14 protein-coding genes are annotated in these 13,545 nt (G+C 72.4%); 8 read left to right on the forward strand and 6 right to left on the reverse strand.

From position 1 onward, the window contains the following. Genes ACXR2U_RS16620 through ACXR2U_RS16640 form a run of 5 tightly spaced genes read left to right on the forward strand, consistent with a single transcriptional unit; the run spans nucleotide 1 to nucleotide 3,892 of the window. Complete coding sequence (locus ACXR2U_RS16620; protein WP_458826181.1) at nucleotides 1-771, forward strand: amino acid ABC transporter ATP-binding protein; 771 nt, start codon at nucleotides 1-3, stop codon at nucleotides 769-771. Continuing rightward, complete coding sequence (locus ACXR2U_RS16625; protein WP_458826182.1) at nucleotides 768-1,718, forward strand: glutamate ABC transporter substrate-binding protein; 951 nt, start codon at nucleotides 768-770, stop codon at nucleotides 1,716-1,718. Before ACXR2U_RS16620 ends, ACXR2U_RS16625 begins: the two co-directional genes overlap by 4 nt. Nucleotides 1,719-1,720: 2 nt before the next feature. After that, the gene (locus ACXR2U_RS16630; RefSeq protein WP_458826183.1) at nucleotides 1,721-2,368 is read left to right on the forward strand and encodes an amino acid ABC transporter permease; all 648 of its coding nucleotides are present in this window, start codon (nucleotides 1,721-1,723) and stop codon (nucleotides 2,366-2,368) included. Then, nucleotides 2,365-3,204, forward strand: coding sequence for an amino acid ABC transporter permease (locus ACXR2U_RS16635; protein ID WP_458826184.1), 840 nt, complete (start codon nucleotides 2,365-2,367; stop codon nucleotides 3,202-3,204). Before ACXR2U_RS16630 ends, ACXR2U_RS16635 begins: the two co-directional genes overlap by 4 nt. Before the next feature lie 28 nt (nucleotides 3,205-3,232). After that, nucleotides 3,233-3,892: a DUF2461 domain-containing protein gene (locus ACXR2U_RS16640; protein WP_458826185.1), complete on the forward strand. Its 660-nt coding sequence runs from the start codon at nucleotides 3,233-3,235 to the stop codon at nucleotides 3,890-3,892. 3 nt (nucleotides 3,893-3,895) lie between these two features. Here ACXR2U_RS16640 and ACXR2U_RS16645 read toward each other — a convergent pair whose 3' ends face one another. Together ACXR2U_RS16645 and ACXR2U_RS16650 are read right to left on the reverse strand one after the other, a co-directional pair. Continuing rightward, a complete protein-coding gene (locus tag ACXR2U_RS16645; RefSeq protein ID WP_458826186.1) occupies nucleotides 3,896-4,453 on the reverse strand; it encodes a hypothetical protein in 558 nt (185 codons plus the stop codon). Between the two features lies 1 nt (nucleotide 4,454). Continuing rightward, nucleotides 4,455-4,979: a Rieske (2Fe-2S) protein gene (locus ACXR2U_RS16650; RefSeq protein ID WP_458826187.1), complete on the reverse strand. Its 525-nt coding sequence runs from the start codon at nucleotides 4,977-4,979 to the stop codon at nucleotides 4,455-4,457. 132 nt (nucleotides 4,980-5,111) lie between these two features. Between ACXR2U_RS16650 and ACXR2U_RS16655 the strand changes: the two genes are divergently transcribed. Further along, a complete protein-coding gene (locus ACXR2U_RS16655) occupies nucleotides 5,112-5,627 on the forward strand; it encodes a sigma-70 family RNA polymerase sigma factor (protein ID WP_458826188.1) in 516 nt (171 codons plus the stop codon). Continuing rightward, the gene (locus tag ACXR2U_RS16660; protein ID WP_458826189.1) at nucleotides 5,624-6,391 is read left to right on the forward strand and encodes an anti-sigma factor family protein; all 768 of its coding nucleotides are present in this window, start codon (nucleotides 5,624-5,626) and stop codon (nucleotides 6,389-6,391) included. Before ACXR2U_RS16655 ends, ACXR2U_RS16660 begins: the two co-directional genes overlap by 4 nt. A 167-nt stretch (nucleotides 6,392-6,558) precedes the next feature. Here the strand turns inward: ACXR2U_RS16660 and ACXR2U_RS16665 are convergent, their stop codons facing one another. From ACXR2U_RS16665 to ACXR2U_RS16675, 3 genes are all read right to left on the reverse strand, one after another. Then, nucleotides 6,559-7,290 (reverse strand): VWA domain-containing protein, encoded by a 732-nt coding sequence (locus ACXR2U_RS16665; protein WP_458826190.1) that lies wholly within the window; start codon nucleotides 7,288-7,290, stop codon nucleotides 6,559-6,561. A gap of 230 nt (nucleotides 7,291-7,520) precedes the next feature. Next, the gene (locus ACXR2U_RS16670) at nucleotides 7,521-8,471 is read right to left on the reverse strand and encodes an AAA family ATPase (RefSeq protein ID WP_458826211.1); all 951 of its coding nucleotides are present in this window, start codon (nucleotides 8,469-8,471) and stop codon (nucleotides 7,521-7,523) included. Between the two features lie 12 nt (nucleotides 8,472-8,483). Beyond that, the gene (locus tag ACXR2U_RS16675; RefSeq protein ID WP_458826191.1) at nucleotides 8,484-9,596 is read right to left on the reverse strand and encodes an NDMA-dependent alcohol dehydrogenase; all 1,113 of its coding nucleotides are present in this window, start codon (nucleotides 9,594-9,596) and stop codon (nucleotides 8,484-8,486) included. Nucleotides 9,597-9,819: 223 nt separating this feature from the next. On the opposite strand from ACXR2U_RS16675, the gene ACXR2U_RS16680 reads away from it, so the two are divergent. Further along, complete coding sequence (locus ACXR2U_RS16680) at nucleotides 9,820-11,526, forward strand: sigma-54-dependent Fis family transcriptional regulator (protein ID WP_458826192.1); 1,707 nt, start codon at nucleotides 9,820-9,822, stop codon at nucleotides 11,524-11,526. Between the two features lie 9 nt (nucleotides 11,527-11,535). On the opposite strand, the gene ACXR2U_RS16685 is transcribed toward ACXR2U_RS16680, so the two are convergent. Beyond that, nucleotides 11,536-13,362, reverse strand: a complete 1,827-nt coding sequence (locus ACXR2U_RS16685) for a phosphoenolpyruvate carboxykinase (GTP) (RefSeq protein WP_458826193.1) — start codon at nucleotides 13,360-13,362, stop codon at nucleotides 11,536-11,538. Between the last annotated feature and the right edge of the window lie 183 nt (nucleotides 13,363-13,545).

The following is a 13,545-nucleotide window of genomic DNA, read 5'->3' on the forward strand; positions in this document are numbered from 1 at the left end:
ATGTCCGACGCGTCCGGCCCCGTGGTCGTCCTCGACCAGGTCGTGAAGTCGTTCGGCGCGTTGCGCGCACTCGACCACGTCGACCTCGAGGTCGCGCGGGGCGAGGTGGTCGTGGTGGTCGGGCCGTCGGGGTCCGGGAAGTCGACCCTGTGCCGGTGCATCAACCGGCTGGAGACGATCGACAGCGGCACCATCACCGTCAACGGCGCGCCGCTCCCGCAGGAGGGGGCGGCGCTCGCCCGGTTGCGGTCGGACGTCGGCATGGTGTTCCAGTCGTTCAACCTGTTCGGCCACAAGAGCGTCCTCGACAACGTGACCCTCGGGCCGGTCAAGGTCCGCGGCGAGGCGCCCGCGGCCGCCCGCGAGCGCGCCATGACCCTGCTGCGTCGGGTCGGGGTCGCCGACCAGGCCGAGAAGGCTCCGGCCCAACTGTCCGGCGGGCAGCAGCAACGGGTGGCCATCGCCCGGGCGCTCGCGATGAACCCCACGCTCATGCTGTTCGACGAACCGACGTCGGCCCTGGACCCCGAGATGATCAACGAGGTCCTCGCGGTCATGGTCGACCTCGCCCGCGACGGCATGACCATGCTCGTGGTCACCCACGAGATGGGGTTCGCCCGGCAGGCGGCGGACCGGGTCGTGTTCATGGACGCGGGCTCGATCGTCGAGCAGGCGCCGCCGGAGCAGTTCTTCACCGCCACCCGCACCGACCGGGCCCGCGACTTCCTGTCGAAGGTCCTGACCCACACCGCCGAAGGGAAGTCGTCGTGACCGGACGTCCGGGCCGGAGGCGCCTCACGGGCGCAGGCCTCGCACTGACCGCGCTCATCGCCCTCACCGGGTGCGCGAGCAGTTCCCAACTCGACACCGCCGGTGGCGCATCCGCCACGAACAGCGACGGATCTGCCGATTCCCTCGACAAGGTCCTCGCCGACGCCCCCGTGGCCGACTCCGTCCCGGCCGGCACCCTCATGGCCAAGATCATGGAAGCGGGCGTCATGAAGGTGGGCGGCACCGACGCCGGCCCGGTGTTCTCGATCAAGGACCCCGTCACCGGCAAGCTCACGGGGTTCGACGCCGACCTGTCGATGATGCTGGCCAAGTACATCATCGGGAAACCCTCGACGTCGTTGACGATCACCCAGGTGGCCACCCGCGAGGCGCTGCTGCAGAACAACACCGTCGACACCGTGTTCGCCACGTACACGATCACGCCGGAACGGGCCCGGAAGGTCGACTTCGCCGGGCCGTACTACCTGTCCGGCGACGCCATCCTGGTGAAGAAGGACAACACCGACATCACCTCCGTGGACGACCTGAACGGCAAGACCGTCGTCACCGAGAGCAACTCCACGGCGGCGGCCGACATCGCGAAGTACGCGCCCCAGGCGAAGGTCCAGTTGTTCGCCGACGACAACTCCTGCGTGCAGGCGGTGCAGCAGGGACGCGCCGACGCGTACGTGCTCGACCAGGGGATCCTGCTCGGCGACGCGACGAAGGCCGACGACGTCAAGGTGGTCGGCACGCCCTTCACCCAGGAGCCCTACGGCATCGGCACCCCGAAGCAGGACCCGGAGATGAAGGCGTTCGTCGACGACTGGCTGAAGACGATCGAGGACGCCGGGCTCTGGAAGCGCCTGTACGCACTCACGATCGGACAGGTGGTGTCGGGCGACGCACCGAAGCCGCCCGTGATCGGCTCGGTCGACGGTTCGTAGACGTGCTCGGTGACCTGCTCCCGGACCTGCTGAGGGGCCTGCTCGTCACGGCCGAGTTGTCGGCGCTGGGATTCGTCGGCGCCGTCGTGCTCGGCACGCTGGTCGCGATCGCGCGGATCTCGCCGGTGCCGCTGCTCCGCGGTGTCGGCACGCTGTGGGTGGGCGTGTTCCGCAACCTGCCGGCGCTGGTGCTGCTCGTGCTGTGGGTGTTCGGGCTGCCCGAGGTCGGGATCACCACCGGCCTGTTCACCTCGGCCGTCATCTGCTTCAGCCTGACCTTCTCGGCCACGGTGTGCGAACTCGTGCGGTCGGGCATCGCCGGGGTGGACGTCGGGCAGGCCGAGGCGGCGCGGGCGATCGGGCTGGGGTTCCGGCAGTCGCTCTGGTTGGTGATCCTGCCGCAGGCGTACCGCAGCATGGTGCAACCGTTGGGCAGCGTCCTCATCGCCGTCGTGCTCAACACCTCGCTGTCCGCGGCGGTCGGGGTGGCCGAGCTGACCTACCAGTCGCAGGCGCTCACCATCCGCTACTCCGAGGCGCTCGTGACGTTCCTCGTCGCGGCGGTGTTCTACGTCGTGGTCGCCCTCGGCGTCGGGTGGGTGACCGCCCGGTTCGAGCGCCGGGTCGCGGTCGCCGGAGCCCGCGCGTGAGCACCACCGACCGCGTGCTGTTCGACGCCCCCGGACCCCGCGGGCGGCGCCGTGTCCGGGTCGCGACGGTGGTGGTGGCCGTCGTGGTCGCCGCTCTGGTCGTCGTGGCGGTGCTGGAGTTCGCCGCGCACGGCCAGCTCGAGGGGCGAAAGTGGCTGCCGTTCCGGGTCTCGCAGATCTGGACGAAGTTCCTGCTGCCCGGGTTGGGCGACACCCTGGTGGTGACGGCGGTGGCGACGGTGTTCGCGCTGCCGCTGGGTGTCGGCGTGGCCCTCGCCCGGCTGTCGCGCACCGGCGCGGTCCGCTGGCTCGCGCGCGGCTACGTCGAGCTGTTCCGGTCGCTGCCGGTGCTGCTGCTGCTCTACGTGTTCCAGCTCGGCCTTCCCCGGGCCGGGCTGACGCTGCCGGTGTTCTGGCAGCTGACGATCCCGATTGTGATCAGTTCGGTGGCGTACACGGCCGCGCTGGTCGGCGCCGGCGTGCAGTCACTCGACCGTGGCCAGGTCGAGGCGGCGCAGAGCATCGGGCTGCGCTACTGGCCGATGATGCGGCTGGTCGTGCTGCCGCAGGTGCTGCGCCGGTTGCTGCCCGCCCTCATCACCGAGGTGGTGGCCATCCTCATCGCCACGACGCTCGGCTACGCCGTCAGCTACACCGAACTGTTGCACAATGCACAGACGATCGGGCAGTTCTACCAGGTCCCGGTCCAGGCCTACCTGGTCGTCGCGGTCCTCTACATCGCGGTGAACGGCCTGCTGTCGTGGCTGGCGACCCTCGCCCAGCGGCGGCAGGTCGGCCGCCGGCTCGCGGTCGACCCGCAGCTCGCCGGTCGCTGACCCTGCACGGCTGGGTAGCGTCGGGGGCGTGGCGCGCGCGACGACCGACCTGCCGTTCGAGGGGTTCCCGGAGGAGGCGCTGGACTTCTTCGAGGGGCTCGAGGCCGACAACTCCAAGGCCTACTGGACCGATCACAAGGACGTCTACGACCGGGCCGTCGCCGCACCGATGACCGCCCTGCTCGCGGCCCTCGCGCCGGAGTTCGGCACCGCGAAGTTCTTCCGCCCCTACCGCGACGTCCGGTTCAGCAACGACAAGACGCCGTACAAGACCCACGCCGGAGCGGTGGTCGGGGGCGACGGCGAGGCCGCGTACTACGTGCAGATGTCCGCCGAGGGCCTCGTCGTCGCCGGCGGGTACTGGTGGTGCAGTACCGCCCGGGCCCGGGCGCTGCGGGCGGCGCTCGCCGACGACCGCACCGGGCCGCTCGCCGTGCGGGTCACCAACACGCTGCAGAAGAAGGGCTTCGCGGTGCGCGGCGACGAGCTCAAGCGCATCCCGAAGCCGTGGGACGACACCCACCCCCGCGCGTCGCTGCTGCGGCGCAAGGCGCTGTCGGCGTCACGCCACGACGAGCCCGCCGAGTGGATGCACGACCCGCGCCTGCTCGACCGGGTGGTCGACGGCTGGCGGGCCGTGCGTCCGCTCAACAGCTGGCTCGACACCCACGTGGGGCCGACCGCGTGAGCGTCAGCTGACCGAGCCCTGCCACACGGCCTGGGCGCCGGAGTCCCCTATCCGCACGACCATCCAGATGGTCAGCGCCGCGGCGACGACGCCGAGCACGGCGAACACGACGTTGCCGACCTTGGTGGCGGTCGACGTGCCGGCCGCCGTGCTCGTGCGCTCGGCCACGGCGACCCCACCGCCGGATCCGGAGCCCACCGTCTCGGTGCGCGCGGCGTCCGCCTGACGGCGCAGCCGCAGCGACCACACCCAGTGCGCGAGCGCGATCACGAACAACGCGACGGCGAACGGGAGCAACTGGTCGCCGAGGTTCGCGTGCTTCTCGATGAGCGGGCTCTCGCCGAGCTTGCCCTCGAGCCACTCGCCGGCGTTGGTCGTGATCGGCACCAGGACCAGGCCGACGAGCGCGAGCAGCGGCGTCACGATCCCCAGCCGACGCCGCGCCGCGGGCCACAGCACCGACAGCGCCAACGCGATCGCCGCGAGTGGCAGCAGCACGACGACGGCGTGCACGAGCAGGATGTGGGCCGGCAGCCCGTTGATCTCGTCGATGGCGAGCACGTCAGCCCTCCACGACGCTGTCGCCGGAGACCGACACCGCGATCGACTGCAGGCCCGACTGGGCCGGGCCCTTGGTCACCCCGCCGTCGAGGTCGAACTCGGAGAAGTGCAGCGAGCAGCGGAACTTGCCGCCGTCGGGCTTGACCTGGCCGCCCTGGTGCGGGCAGACGGGGCTGAAGGCCTCGACCTGGCCCGCGGTGGGCTGGGACAGCAGCACGGTCTCGCCGTTGACCTGGGCCGAGGCGGTGCCTCCGACCGGGATGTCCGAGAGCGAGGCGATCGCGTCGCCCGCGGGGCTGCCGCCCGCGGAGGTCGGCGCACTCGACGCCGAGCCCGGGGCCGAGGAGGCCGGCGTGGCCGGGGCGCTGCTGGTGGCGGCGGTGGTGCCACCGCCACCGCTGTCGGAGCCACTGTCGGAGCCGCCGGACGAGCAGGCGGCGAGGACGGCGGCGGCGCCGACGCCGCCGAGGCCCGCGAGCGCGCAGCGGCGGGTGACCGGGCGGTCACGGAGGTCGGAGGGAGTCATCGGGGTCCTCTCGGAGAGCGACGCGGGGTCGCGTGCGGTGGTGCGCGTACCCCCTCACCACGGACCATGGTGGTCGCGGGTTCAACCACCGCGCCGATGAACCAGATGTGACGTCCACCCGTTGGAGGGGTCGTGAGCGCCGAGCCGTCCGCCGACCAACAGGTCATGGTCGCGCTGCACGACGCCCACGCCCGGGCGTTGTGGGGCTACGTCCTGCGGATGACCGCCGACCGCGGGCGCGCCGAGGACGTCGTCCAGGAGACGCTGTTGCGGGCCTGGAAGCACCCCGAGGTGCTGGAGCGCGGGTCCGAGGCGACCCGCGCGTGGCTGCTGCGGGTGGCGCGGAACCTCGTCGTCGACGAGTGGCGCAGTGCCCGCTGGAACCGCGAGGTGTCCACCGGCGAACCCCCGGAGAGGGCGGACGCCGACCACGTGGACGGCCTGCTCCAGTCCTGGCTCGTGGCCGACGCGCTCGGTCGGCTCTCACCCGAGCACCGGGCGGTGCTGGTCGAGACGTACTACCGGGGCCGGTCGACCGCCGAGGCCGCCCGCACGTTGGACGTGCCCGAAGGGACCGTCAAGTCCCGGTCCCACTACGCGTTGAAGGCCCTGCGCCTCACACTGCAGGAGATGGGGGTGGTGTCGTGAGCGAGGACGACCTCGGCGTCGCCTGGGAGCACGCCGCGGTGTCCGAGTGGGACGCCGCGTACGTGCTGGGCGCGCTGACGCCCGCCGACCGGCGCCGCTACGAGCGTCACCTCGACGCCTGCGCCCGCTGCCGGACCGCGGTCGCCGAACTGTCCGGCCTGCCGGGCCTGCTGGCGGACGTCCCGCTCTCCCAGGTGGTCGGCGAGGGCCCACCCGACGGCGTCCCCGACGACCTGCCGGGCGACCTGCTGCCGCGACTGTCGACGGCGGTCGCCCGCGGACGCCGGCGCAGCCGGGTCCGGTACGGCGCGCTCGGCGGCCTGGTCGCCGCTGCGGCCGTCGTCCTCGCGCTGGTCGCGTTCTGGCCGGGGTCCGACGGCGCCCCGGGTTCCGGCACCCCGGGCGGCTCCGGCACCCCGCCGTCGACGGTGACCTCGCCGGTCGCCTTCAGCCTGCCGCTGCAGGCGGTGGTCCCGAACCCGCTCGCCGTCGACGTCCGGTTGGTCTCCGAGCCCTGGGGCACCCGCGTGGACCTGGACTGCCGGTTCACCGGCGACGGCGGCGCCCCCGGCCCGGACACCACCTACGGTTACGAGCTGTACGCCACCAACCGCGCCGGCACCACGATGCCCGTCACCAGTTGGAACTACGGCCCCTCGACCACCGCCGAGCCGGTCGGCACCAGCAAGTGGCCGGTCGACCAGATCGCCTCGGTCGAGGTCCGCACCGACGACGGCACGGTCCTGCTCCGCGGCACCCGCTGACGCCCGCCGCCCCACCCCGCCACGCCCGCTCTGCGCCGCTCCCGACCGCGGGGGCCGGACCCACAAAAGTGCAGTGTTCGGTCGCTGGTGACGGTGGCCTGGCGACCAGACCCTGCACTTTTGTGAGCGGGGGCGGGGCGTCGGAATCGTCGAGGCCCGGACGCGGGTCAGCCGAGGGCGGCGCGGACGACGTCGGCGGCGGCGGCCGGGCCGGTGAGCGGGAAGTGCCTCGCGCCCGCCTCCCGGGCGAAGGCGGCGGCCTCGTCGCAGTCCTCGGCCGGGGCGATGACGATGAGTTCGTCGAGGCGGCGGGCGGCGGCGACCGGGTCGCGGTCGTCGGTGACCCGGCAGTCCGAGAGCAGCAGCACCACCTTGCGCGCGGCGCGGGTCTGCTCGAGTTGGGCCGACGCCGCCCGCAACGCGGCGTCGACCGAGGTCACGCCGTGCCCCTTGAGCCGGAGCAACCGTTGCACCGTGCGCGAGGCCGGCTGCTGGGCCGTCATCGGGCGGATGACGTCGGCGGTGCGGGAGAAGGCCAGGACGGCGAGGTCGCCCGGCGCTCTCAACGCGCAGGCCGCGGCGGTCACGACGGCCGCGGCGAGGCGTTCGCCGTGCATCGACCCCGACGCGTCGACGACCAGGCACAGCGCGAGCTCCGGGCGGGCCCAGGCCCGCGCCGACAGGTCGGCGACGTTCGGCGGGGTGCGCCGTGCCCGCGCCTCGGTGACGGCCTCGATCGAGGCGTCGACGTCGAGGTCACCGCCGCGGTCGGCCGGCACCGTCCGCAGCTTCCCGACCCCGGCCTTGCGGGGCAGCCCCCGCCGGGCCCGGTCGATGACCACGCGGGTCGCCGCCCGCAGCGCCAGCAGCCGCAGGCGTTCGTCGGTGGCCGAGGCCATGTCGACGAGCAGACCGAGGACGGCGTCCGGGTCCTGCGCGAGCGCGGCGTCGAGCGCGTCCTCGTCGAGTTCGCCGACCTCGGGGGAGATCTCGGTGAAGTGCGGCCGCTTCTCGAGCTGGTGACGGCCGGTGGTGCTCGGCCGCGGCGTGGTGCGGCGCTGGGCGCCGCTCGACGGAGGTGGTGGCGGGCCCGCCCTGTTTCCCGGATCACTGGGTCCAGGGGGCGGGCTCAGGCTTCCCCCGGGTCACCACTCCCGTCGGGATCGCTCGTGTCCGCCGAGGGTTCCGCGCCGAACACCGCGATCCACAGCGCGCGGACGACGTCCTCGGCCGTGTGCCCCGCGCTGTCGTGCAGCCGGATGCGGCCGGTCAGCGCGACCAGGGCGGCGTCCAGGCCCACGTGCCAGTCGGTGACGTCCAGCCCCCGACGCCGCGCCAGCGCCACCGCGACCCCGGCCAGGTCGATGGCGCCGCGTACCGACGACCCGACCGCGACGTCGGCGTGGGTGCGGCTCGACCGCACGACCTCGACGACCTTCGCCAGCCAGTCGGCCGGTACGCCCTCGGGCTCACCGCCCGTCATCTGGGCCGCGACGATCGCGGCTTCGACGGCCGCCGACTGGTAGCCCATGACGATGCGGCAGGTGCGGTCGTAGACGGCCGAGGAGATCCGGGCGGTGCCGACGGCGTCGAACGGGTTCATGGCCGCGATGAGCCGGAAGCCCGCCGCGGCCGGCACGACCCCCAGCCGGGGCACGTGCAGCTCGCCCTCGCTCATGACGGTGAGCAGCACGTTGAGCGTCTCTTCCGGCACGCGGTTGAGCTCTTCGACGTACAACAACGAACCGTTGCGCAGTGCATCGACGAGCGGACCGTCGACGAAGACGTCCGGCGTGTAACCGTCGGACAGCACGCGCGCCGGGTCGAAGTGACCGACCAGGCGCGTCGGGGTCAGCTCGGCGTTGCCCTCGACGAAGCGGAAGCCGATCGACTCGGCCCGCGCCACGACCCGCAGCAGCGTCGACTTGCCCGTGCCGGGCGGGCCTTCGAGCACGACGTGGGCGCCGGCGTCGAGGGCCGCGAGCAGGAGTTCGACCTCCCGCTCGCGGCCGATCACGGCCGAGACGGATGGCGCGGCCGGCGCGGGGGAGACAGCGTCACCCACGCCGACCGCGGTCAGGGACTGCGTCACTCAGTGCTCGTGCACCAGGACGCCGCGGACGTTCTTGCCGTTGAGCAGGTCCTCGTAGCCCTCGTTGACCTCTTCGAGCGTGTACGTGCGGGTGATGATCTCGTCCAGCTTGAGGTCACCGCTCTGGTACAGCCCGAGGATCTTGGGGATGTCGGTGGTGGGGTTGCAGTCACCGAACAGCGAACCGCGGATCTGCTTGCGGAACAGGGTGAGCACCGAGCCCGAGAGCTGGATGGTCGGCAGCTCGATCTTGTTGAGGCCGGTGACGACGACCTTGCCGCCCTTGCCGACGGCGTTGAAGCCCGCCTCGACGACCTCGGCCTCCATGAGCCCGACGGTGAGGATGGCGGAGTCCGCCATCTGGCCGCGGGTCATGTCGTTGATGGCCGCCTGCGCCTCCTCGGCGGTGGCGAACGCGTGGGTGGCGCCGAGCTCCATCGCCTTCTCGCGCTTGTTCTCCAACGGGTCGACGGCGATGACGTTCTTGGCGCCGGCGTACCGCGCGCCCTGCACCGCGTTGATCCCGATGCCGCCGACGCCGAACACGACCACGGTCTCGCCCGCGCGCACCTCGGCGGTGTTGACGGCCGAACCCCAACCGGTCGGCACGCCGCAGCCGACGAGGACGGCCTTGTCCAGCGGCAGGTCGTCGTCGACCTTGACCACGGAGTTCTGGTGGATGGTCGCGTACTGGCTGAAGGTGCCGATCATGCACATCGCGCCGTAGTCACCCTTGGGGCCGGTGAACGGGAAGCGCGGGCCGGGCAGGTAGCCCTCGAGGATGGTCGCGCCCATGTCGCAGATCGACTGACGGCCGGTGGCGCAGTAGCGACAGACCCCGCAGTTGGGGATGAACGAACAGACGACGTGGTCGCCCGCCTTGACGCGCGAGACGCCGGGGCCGACCTCCTCGATGATGCCCGCGCCCTCGTGGCCGAGCACCATCGGCAGCCGGGCCTCGAGGTCGCCGTGCGCGATGTGGATGTCGGAGTGGCACAGGCCCGCGTGCGTGTAGCGGATGAGGACCTCACCCTCCTTCGGGCCGTCGAGCTCCAGTTCCTCGATCTCGATGGGCTTGCCGGCCTCGTACACGACCGCTGCCTTCGTCTTCATCGACGCACGACCTCTCTGCTCTCGGTGGGGAGGGGATCCCCGTGGTGAGGCCGTCGCGGCGCACCCGCCCGACCCTCACCCCATCCTGTCCCGCGCCGTGTGAGCCGCATGTGCAGTTCTTGGACACCCGCCGCAATCTTGAACAGCGGCGCTGCGGGCGTCAGACTGCGTGTGGAACGTCCGGGCGACGCGGCCCGCACACCACCAGGAGGCAACGCAGCCGATGCCCGGTTCCCACGACGCGACCGACGGGTCGCGGTGTCCCTACGGGCACGAACACGGCCGTGACCCCCTGCCCGCACCCGCGGCCACCGCGGACGGCACCGTCCTGCGGCCCGCGATCTCGGCGGCGTGGCACCGGGCGCAGATGGCGGGCCTGCGGCCCGACACCCACCCCGATCCCGACCGGGCCTTCGAGATCGAACCCGACAGCCGGCTGCTCGTCGCGGCCCGGCCGGTCCTCGACCAGCTCGCGGCCGACCTCGCCGACACCCGCTTCGCGCTGATCCTCGCCGACCGGCAGTCGCGCGTGGTCGACCACCGGGTCGGTGCCCACCCGCTCATCGACCGCCTCGCCGAGGTCGGGCTGGTCACCGGCACCGTGTGGGACGAGGAGAACACCGGGACCAACTCGGTCGCCACGGTCTTCGAGCTGCGGCGCGGGCTGTCGGTCGTCGGCGACGAGCACTACCTCGACGACCTCAAGCAGTTCTGTTGCTACGGCGAGCCGCTGTTCGACCCGACCTCGGGACGGCTCGAGGGCGTCCTCGACATCACCGGGCCGGTCGCCGACGCCACCTCCCTGCTCGGACCGTTCCTGTCCCGCGCCCGCCACGAGATCGAGCGGCGCCTGCTCGACACCTCGCGGGCGGCGCACCAGATGCTGCTGCGCGCCTACGAGTCCGCCACCGCCGGCGCGCGGCACCCGGTCGTCGCGATCGGCGACGACATGATGCTCGCCAACCAGGCCGCCACCTCCGGGCTCTCGCGCGACGACATCGCCGTGCTCAAGGCGCTGGTCGCGAGCGGGACCCGCGGCGGGACCACGGTCCGCCTCGCCTCCGGGTCCAGCGCGCGGGTCGAGTGCTCACCGGTCGCGCCCGGTTCGGCCGTCCTGCGGATCCGGCCGGTACCCGCGCGCGTCACCGCAGGCGTCGGGTCCGGGGCGTCGGGCGGGGTCCGGCGGTTGCCACGCCGCACGAACGTGTCGGTGCTCATCTGCGGGGAGGCGGGCACCGGCCGCAGCGCCGAGGCGGCCTCCCGCGCCGGCCGCGACGCCGTGGTCTTCCACGCCGCCGACGAGCCCAAGGTCGGTGAGCTCGCCTGGTCCGGCGAGATCCGCACCGCCCTCGGCGCCGGGCAGGAGGTCCTGGTCGAGGACGTCCACCTGCTGCGCTCGACCGCCGTCACCCGGTTGCGCTCCACGGTGATCACCCACCGCGGCACCGGCCGGCTGGTCGCCACCTGCGCGCCGCTCGCCGATCTCGGCCCCGACCACAGCGCGCTCGCGTCGCTGTTCGACGAGCACGTGACACTGCGGCCGCTGCGCGAGGACCGCGGCCGCATCCCGCGGCTGGTGACGGCGATGCTCGCCGACCTCACCGGCCCCGAGGGCCCCCGCCCGGGCGCGGCGCTGGTGGAACACCTCGCGCAGTCACCGTGGCCCGGCAACCTGCACGAGCTGCGCAAGGTCGTCGACCACCTGGCGCTGGTCCGCACCCGCGGCGAGCTCACGGTCGCGGACCTGCCGACCCGCTACCAGCAGGTGCCGTGGCAGCGCGCGCTCTCGCCGTTGGAGCGCTCGGAGTACGAGACGATCGTGGTCGCCCTGCGGGAGTCCGGCGGCAACAAGCTCCAGGCCGCCCGCCGCCTCGGCATCTCCCGCGGCACCCTCTACTCCCGCATGCGCCGCTTCAAGATCCCGGCCTGACCAACGGCGTCACCCCAGGCGCTGGCGCAGGGCCTCGAGCTCGTCACGCAGTGACGACGGCAGGCTGTCGCCGATCTTGTCGAACCACTCCTCGATGCCGGCGAGCTCGGACTTCCACTCGTCGACGTCGACGTCGAGTGACGCCGAGAGCAGCTCGGGATCCATGTCGAGTCCCTCGACGTCGAGAGAGTCCGGGGTGGGGACCCGACCGATCGGGGTGTCGACGGCCGCGGCCGTGCCCTCGATGCGCTCCAGCGCCCACTTCAGGACGCGGATGTTCTCGCCGAAGCCCGGCCAGGTGAAGTTGCCCTCGGCGTCGCGGCGGAACCAGTTGACGTAGAAGATCTTGGGCAGCTTGACGTCGTCGGCCTGCTTGCCCATCTCGATCCAGTGGGCGAAGTAGTCACCGGCGTTGTAGCCGATGAACGGCAGCATGGCCATGGGGTCGCGGCGGACCACACCGACCGCGCCGGTCTGCGCGGCCGTGGTCTCCGAGCTCAACGTGGCACCCATGAAGACACCGTGCTGCCAGTCGCGGGCCTCGGTCACGAGCGGCACGGTGTCGCGGCGGCGGCCGCCGAAGAAGATCGCGTCGAGCGGCACGCCCTCCGGGTCGTCCCACTCCGGCGCGCGGGTGTCGCACTGCTCGATCGGCGTGCAGTAGCGCGAGTTCGGGTGCGCCGCCTTGGTGTCGGAATCGGGCGTCCAGTCCTGGCCCTTCCAGTCGGTGAGGTGCGCGGGCGGCTCGCCCATGCCCTCCCACCAGATGTCGCCGTCGTCGGTGAGCGCGACGTTCGTGAACAGCGACGAACCCTTGGCGATCGTCCGCATCGCGTTGGGGTTGGTGTGGAAATCGGTGCCGGGTGCAACACCGAAGAACCCGTTCTCGGGGTTGACGGCGTGGAACCGGCCGTCCTCGCCCACGCGGATCCAGGCGATGTCGTCGCCGATGGTCTCGACCTTCCACCCCGGCAGGGTCGGCTCGAGCATGGCCAGGTTGGTCTTGCCGCAGGCGCTGGGGAACGCGGCCGCGATGAACTTCACGACGCCCTCGGGCGAGGTCAGCTTGGCGATGAGCATGTGCTCGGCGAGCCAACCCTCGTCGCGGGCCTTCACCGAGGCGATCCGCAGCGCGTAACACTTCTTGCCCAGCAGGGCGTTGCCGCCGTAGCCCGAGCCGTAGCTCCAGATCATCCGCTCCTCGGGGAAGTGGACGATGTACTTGGTCTCGTTGCTCGGCCACGGCACGTCCGCCTGACCGGGCTCCAACGGGGCGCCGACGCTGTGCAGGCCCGGGACGAAGTCGGCCCAGCCGGTGTTCTCGTCGCCGAACTTCGCCAGGGCGCGCGTGCCCATGCGGGTCATGATGTGCATCGACGCGACGACGTACGCCGAGTCGCTGATCTCCACGCCCAGCAGCGGTTCGTCCGCGTCGAGCGGTCCCATGCAGTAGGGGATCACGTACATCGTGCGACCACGCATCGAGCCGCGGTAGCGCTCGGTGAGGATGGCCTTCATGTCGTCCGGGTCCAGCCAGTTGTTGGTCGGACCGGCGTCGCGCTGGTCGCGCGAGCAGATGAACGTGCGGTCCTCGACCCGCGCCACGTCCCCGGGGTCCGACGCGCACCAGAAGCTGTTGGGCTTGCGGCTCTCGTCCAACCGGACGAACGTCCCGGCCGCCACGAGGTCGTCGGTGACGCGGGTCCACTCCTCGGGCGAGCCGTCACACCACACGATCGACGCGGGCTCGGTGAGCTCCGCGACCTCCTTCACCCAGGCGAGCAACCGGGGGTGCTGGATCGGGGCGTCGACGTCGGTGGCGACCGTGGCTGTCATGTGAGGCGATCCTCGCTTCGTTCGGGTGGCCCCCTGCCGCCGGCGCGCGGGTGGAGCGGGCGCGGCCGGGGGCGGTCCGGGGCGGGATCGCCTGACCATAAGCCCGGCCCGTCGTCCCACGGCGTGGGATGCGGGGCGCCTCACAACGCTTCCCGCGCCCGAAACGCTTCCGGTCACACCCCG

Source organism: Jatrophihabitans sp. YIM 134969 (genome assembly GCF_054456675.1).

Bases quoted from the DNA above. Each gene is read 5' to 3' on its own strand.
- ACXR2U_RS16620 (WP_458826181.1), top strand. From the start codon at position 1: ATGTCCGACGCGTCCGGCCCCGTGGTCGTCCTCGACCAGGTCGTGAAG.
- ACXR2U_RS16650 (WP_458826187.1), bottom strand. From the start codon at position 4,979: ATGACTCCCTCCGACCTCCGTGACCGCCCGGTCACCCGCCGCTGCGCG.
- ACXR2U_RS16680 (WP_458826192.1), top strand. From the start codon at position 9,820: ATGCCCGGTTCCCACGACGCGACCGACGGGTCGCGGTGTCCCTACGGG.
- ACXR2U_RS16665 (WP_458826190.1), bottom strand. From the start codon at position 7,290: ATGGCCTCGGCCACCGACGAACGCCTGCGGCTGCTGGCGCTGCGGGCG.
- ACXR2U_RS16675 (WP_458826191.1), bottom strand. From the start codon at position 9,596: ATGAAGACGAAGGCAGCGGTCGTGTACGAGGCCGGCAAGCCCATCGAG.
- ACXR2U_RS16685 (WP_458826193.1), bottom strand. From the start codon at position 13,362: ATGACAGCCACGGTCGCCACCGACGTCGACGCCCCGATCCAGCACCCC.